Annotated in this window: 6 protein-coding genes; all 6 read right to left on the reverse strand. The window is 59.6% G+C overall.

What is annotated here, in order from left to right; translation table 11 throughout:
• Nucleotides 1–147: 147 nt before the first annotated feature.
• Nucleotides 148–1,383 (reverse strand): OmpA family protein, encoded by a 1,236-nt coding sequence (locus AC2VNM_RS00005; RefSeq protein WP_483166833.1) that lies wholly within the window; start codon nucleotides 1,381–1,383, stop codon nucleotides 148–150.
• Nucleotides 1,376–2,065, reverse strand: a complete 690-nt coding sequence (locus AC2VNM_RS00010) for a helix-turn-helix transcriptional regulator (RefSeq protein WP_483166834.1) — start codon at nucleotides 2,063–2,065, stop codon at nucleotides 1,376–1,378. The genes AC2VNM_RS00005 and AC2VNM_RS00010 overlap by 8 nt, the downstream gene beginning before the upstream one ends.
• Nucleotides 2,066–2,212: 147 nt before the next feature.
• Complete coding sequence (gene speE, locus AC2VNM_RS00015) at nucleotides 2,213–3,055, reverse strand: polyamine aminopropyltransferase (RefSeq protein WP_483166835.1); 843 nt, start codon at nucleotides 3,053–3,055, stop codon at nucleotides 2,213–2,215.
• A 73-nt stretch (nucleotides 3,056–3,128) separates the two neighbouring features.
• Nucleotides 3,129–3,668, reverse strand: coding sequence for a tetratricopeptide repeat protein (locus AC2VNM_RS00020; protein WP_483166836.1), 540 nt, complete (start codon nucleotides 3,666–3,668; stop codon nucleotides 3,129–3,131).
• The gene (gene tsaD, locus AC2VNM_RS00025; protein ID WP_483166837.1) at nucleotides 3,665–4,666 is read right to left on the reverse strand and encodes a tRNA (adenosine(37)-N6)-threonylcarbamoyltransferase complex transferase subunit TsaD; all 1,002 of its coding nucleotides are present in this window, start codon (nucleotides 4,664–4,666) and stop codon (nucleotides 3,665–3,667) included. Before tsaD ends, AC2VNM_RS00020 begins: the two co-directional genes overlap by 4 nt.
• Complete coding sequence (locus tag AC2VNM_RS00030) at nucleotides 4,659–5,465, reverse strand: ferritin-like domain-containing protein (protein WP_483166838.1); 807 nt, start codon at nucleotides 5,463–5,465, stop codon at nucleotides 4,659–4,661. The genes tsaD and AC2VNM_RS00030 overlap by 8 nt, the downstream gene beginning before the upstream one ends.
• Between the last annotated feature and the right edge of the window lie 134 nt (nucleotides 5,466–5,599).

A 5,599-nucleotide genomic window follows, 5' to 3' on the forward strand; every position in this document is an offset into this window, starting at 1 on the left:
AAAACCACAATGGATGAAATCGCAATCAAGGCGACGACAATCAAATACTCTGTCATACCTTGCCCAAATTGGCGCTTCGCGCCGATTCGTTTACTTTGCACTGTTACGCCCTCCTGACTGAGCATTACCCCGGAAGATGAAATTTCCCTAGTGATTGAACAAACCGCCCACCAGATTGCTGACACCACGATATACTTGATAACGCAGTTCCGACTGCGCGGCATCGGTAGCCGTATCCGTGATCTGTCGCACCGGTGCAGGTACAGACTGATTGGCAGAACCCTGAGAGGAGCCCTGACCCACTGTACCCCCTATGGGAGGCGCCGAACCCACGCCCCCGGCGCCTGCAGTTGCCATCGCGGGAGCTCCGCCCGCGCCCGTCGTGCCCGCCGTCGGCACAAATCCAGGGGTAAGGTTGACCACCTCTACCCGACGATTCTTGGCCCGTCCGGCGTCTGTGCTGTTATCGGCAACCGGCTGTGTCGCCCCCAGGCCACGCGTAGCGATCTGTTGTGCGGGCACTCCATCGGCAACCAAGGCTGCTTTCACGGCACGGGCGCGGTCTTCCGAAAGGCGCTGGTTGAACTCCGCCGATCCCACCGCGTCGGTGTGACCATCCAGCCCAATGGTCCAGTTGGGATGTTGGCGAAGGGTTTGCGCCAATTGCTGGACCTGCGGCAGGGCGTCAGGTCGCAGAGTTGCCTTGTTGTAGTCGAAGTGGATATGCATGGCGAAACGACCCTGCTGTGCCAGGGCGCTACCCATCTCTGCTGCCGTCAGCAGTTCCCGGTCTGCGGTGACCAGACCGGTCTGCATGGGCTTGGTCTGTACGGCGTAGATGTAGGTTTTCCCAGCATAAGGACCGTTATGGCTACCTACCCATAAATAGACCCAAGTTTGCGAGCCGTTGGGGGAGTCCAGGCGGGCCGTACTCATGCGGCCCCCGCCTGGCCCGAAATAGGTACCGAAATTATCTCCCGCGCCGCGCCAGATAGGGTCAGTATAAAAACTGACCTGGGAGGTATAGCCCTTGGCGATACAGGCATCGTTTGCGCACTGCCAAAGGATCTTGAAGCCCTCCTGCTGCAGGGTCTGCTGGTAGTTGCTCATGATCTCCAAAGGAGAACGGTCCATGGGGTTCTTGTAGTAGATGTAAACCAACTCGCCCTGGACGAGCTGAGACTGGGTCGGGGCCTTTTCGGTGAAGGGTCCCAGAGGCATGTTGGCATCATCAAAACGTACGTGGTCGTAGTGGTAAATGGAACTACCCGGATAACGATGCAGGAAAGGCAGATCCTGCCCCTTCTCCTCGGCGAAACACGAACCCGGCAGGAGCAGGATGAGACCAGAAATAATGACCAGAGATTTCAATGAGTTATTCATAGCTTCCCTCATAAAACCAAGTTTTGTTTTTCCGATAGGCCTGCCATAGGCAAACCAGTAATTCGTCGCGATCGACAGCTCCAAAAAGCCTGCTGATTCGCCTGATAGATTTGTTAATCTTTTGCGCTTCCGTAGATAGCTCTTGGGCGATCTCTGCGCTACTCATTCCCTGCATAAAAAAGCGAAGTAGCTGTTTTTCAGGAGCCAAAATGGGAGGGAAAAAAGGCACTTGCACGGGCAACGTCTCCGCCAAATTGTTCAGTATTACGCCGAAAACATCTGAACTTGCCGCACCCTTGAGAGTGAGATCGAAAAAGAGGAAATAGAGGCCATTCACGGATTGCCGCAAACAGAGATAGCGTCCGGAACCGATGGCTATGGGCTCCTCCCTGGCATCGTCAGCAACAAAACAGCTGCGAAGGAGACTTCGGGCCTCTGGCAGTCTGGGCCAGCGCGCCTTGGGATAGCGCCACCAGGGGTAGAGCCCCCAGGATCGGTCCGGTCCGCGTAGGTAGCGATAGACGAGGACACGCTGGAGCCCCCATTCCTTGGGGATAGCAACTGGCTGGGGGAAATATTGCCAGCCGCGCGGGGCAACGAGATCGCGTTCGGTGTTGGGGATCGAGATTTCCCCCACCCGCAAAGCAGATATTGGTTGAAATAGCCGAATCAGATTCGACATGCTACACGCTCCCTTCCTCCAGCCGACTGCAATCCGGTCAGCTCTTTTAGTGGGAGCAGTGTAGCAAAGAATTGTTACAGTATTATTAAGCCAAGATAAATAATTTTCTGTCTACAAAACAATAAGATAAAGAGACAGAAGCATCTCTTAATGTTCAGGCAGCAGAAATGCCGGGGCCACCATCGCCGCTGCCTGCATATCTGCATGGTAATACTGCAGGCCCTGCATCTGCCCGGCATCCTTGCGGCGGAAGGCATCGCGCTCGATCCCCTTGCGCGCCAGGGTGGCACTCCACCAGCCGGAGGGATAGGCAAACTGCGGGAAGAACAGAGTATCCACCGAGTCAAAACCGGCTCCCTGCATCCGCCGCTGGCACTGGCGGATGAGATCGGCATGGAGTAGCGGCGACTCGGATTGGGCGACGAGCACGCCCTGCTCGCCCAGCGCACGAAAGCACGCCACATAGAACTCCTCGCCAAAGAGTCCGGCCGCTGGCCCCACCGGATCGGTGGAGTCGACGATGATCAGATCATAGCTGCCCGGTTTGGCATTCTCTGCCCAGGCGATACCATCCTGAAAATGGAAACGTGCGCGCGGATCGTCATTGCGCTCGCAGAGCAGCGGAAAGAAGCGCTCCGCCACCCGGGTAACGCGCTCATCCAGCTCCACCTGCTCGGCCAATTCCACTTCGGGGTGACGCAGGACCTCGCGCAGCGTGCCGCAATCCCCGCCCCCAATGATCAGCACCCGTTTTGGCGCCGGATGCGCAAACAGCGCCGGGTGGGTCATCATTTCATGGTAGAGAAAGTTGTCCCGGTCGGTGAGCATCACCAGGCCGTCCAAAGTCATCAGGGTACCGAAATGCTCGGTCTCGAAAATTTCGATGGTCTGGTAGGGACTTTGCTCGCGGTGCAACACCTCGCGCACCTTCAGGCTCAGGGCCGCGCCATGCTCTTCATACCGTTCGGTGTACCAAAGTTCGGTGCTCATGGATCTTCCTTGGCTGGGAATGGGCCCCCGAAGTATAGCGAAAGGCGTGGCTAACGCTCCAGCGCTATCACCATCAATCGTCGATGCCCCACGCCTCCTGGCGTTCGCGAATCCACTCGGCCAGTTCCTTGGCAGGATGAAAGATCGGCAGCAGGCGGTGTGCCTCCTCGGCCGCTTGGCGCGCGCGCCGCAGCTGCCCGTGGTGCAGGTAATAGCGTGCTAGATTCATATACGCCAGATGCTGGCGATCGAAATGCTTGCTGCGCAGCGCCTTGCGGATGGGGAAGAGGGCCTCTTCGACCCGACCGCTCTCCATGAGGTATTCCCCCAGATCATTCCAGGCAATCCCCCATTCTGGGTCGAGGCCAATAGCCTTGCGGCAGGCGGCAATGGCGCCATGAACGTCGCCGGATTCCGCCAGCGCCCAGGCATAGAAGGTCCAGAACAGGGGGGAATCCGGCTCGGCGTCCAGAGCCTTGCGAAAGGATTTGACCGCTTCCGGAAAATGGCCGGTCTGCTGCCAGTCAAGACCCTCGGCAAAATCGTCATTGCGCTCGGCTTCATCCTGAATCAGGTCATCGAGGGAAAAAGGTGCTTCTTGCGAGATCTTCATAGCTCCTCCAGCGGCCAACGCGCACGCGCCCGTAGCGGGTGCAAGGCGGTATTGGCCTTCTCCAGATGGATCGATCCGGCCAGGGCGATCATCGCCGCATTGTCGGTACTGTGACGGATGCTCGGGAAATGCACCTGCGCCCGCGGGGCGAGCGTCGCCTGCAGCTTGGTCCGGAGCAGACGATTGGCACTGACACCACCGGCCACGATAAGCTGTGCAAAACCCGTTTGCTGCAGTGCCCGCCGGGACTTTTCGACGAGGGTGTCGACGATGGCCTGCTGGAAGCTGGCGGCCAGATCGGCGCGGCCCTGACGATCTTCAGCGGCCAGGCGCTGCGCCTGCAAACGGAATGCCGTCTTGAGTCCGCTGAAACTGAAGTCCAGGCCGGGACGGTCGAGCATGGGGCGTGGCAACACAAATCGCTGCGCATCGCCCTGCTCCGCCAGGGCAGCCAAAGCCGGCCCGCCGGGATAGGGTAAGCCGAGAATCTTGGCCGCTTTGTCGAAGGCCTCGCCGGCAGCATCGTCCAAGGTGTCCCCCAACAGTTCATATTGGCCCAGCGCGTGCATCGCAATGAGCTGACTATGTCCGCCAGAGACGAGGAGCGCGACGGCGGGCAACGGTAACTCGCCCTCCAGCAAGGGGGCCAGCAGGTGTCCCTCCAGATGATGCACCCGAATCAGCGGCACACCCCAGCCGTAGGCCAGGGCACGCGCAAAGCTGACCCCAACCAGCAGCGCGCCAATCAGACCTGGCCCGCTGGTCACGGCCACCGCTTCCGCACGAGAAATACCGCTGCTGGCGACCAGCTCGCGCCACAGCAATGGCAGGCGACGCACATGATCACGCGCGGCCAGCTCCGGCACGACCCCGCCATAGGGGGCGTGAATCTCCGTCTGGCTGAACAGTACCTCGCCACGCAGGCCTGCGCCCTTTGCATAGAAGGCGAGCCCGGTTTCATCACAGGAACTCTCGATCCCCAAAACCAGTTCAGCCACCCACTACTCCCTCTTGCGCGCGGTCCCGCAGCCGTTGCAGCTCATATTCGGAAAAGCCCGCCGCGAGACGCGCCTGCTCGGCAAATACCCCGCCGGGACGACCCCGATAGTGACGATCGAGCAAGATGAAAAAATGCGTATCAGGATCGAGATCGCGGGCAGCACAGAGCCAGCGAAACCAGTAGGAACCGGCGGCTACGTGAGCGATTTCTTCCGCTTCGATGACGGCCAGGACGGCATCCGCTTCCGTGTCTCCCAAGGCCTGCAAACGTGCGCGGATCGGTGGCGTAGCATCCAGCCCCCTCGCCTCCAACACCCGCGGAACGAGAGCCATCCGCTTCAGAGGATCGTCGGCAGTCTCTATCGCCATTTCCCACAAGCCGTTGTGGGCAGGCAGCTCTCCATACTCTCCACCCATGGCCAGCAGCAGGCGTCGGAGGGCAGCAAAATGGGCCGCCTCTTCTTTGGCAATGTGCAGCCAGTCGGCATAGTACTGCACGGGCAGCCCCGGAAAGGCGCATACAGCGTCGAGTGCCAGATTGATGGCGTTGAATTCGATATGCGCCAGGGCGTGGAGCAAGGCAAAACGTCCGTCGCGAGAGGCAAGGTTCCGCCGGCGCGGAACATCCCGTGGCGCGACCAACTGCAAGCGCGCCGGCCGACCCGGAATGCACGGCGTGGGGATGGCGATCCAATCGTCCATTGCTACGATATCGGGTAGGGCGGCGACCGCCGCGAGCTTGGCGTCGATCCCGCTTTCCAGCAAGGCGGCGCAGATCTGCTGTTGCTGTGCATTCATGTCGCCATTATGGGGACGTTTGCAGCGAAGACCAAGAAAAAACACAACCCCAGGGTTTAGCTGGGGTTGTTGGGTATAGGTGTCTGGCGGTGACCGACTTTCGCGGGGGGAGGCCCCCCACTATCATAGGCGCG

It is taken from the genome of Acidithiobacillus sp. TH-A67 (assembly GCF_057473545.1).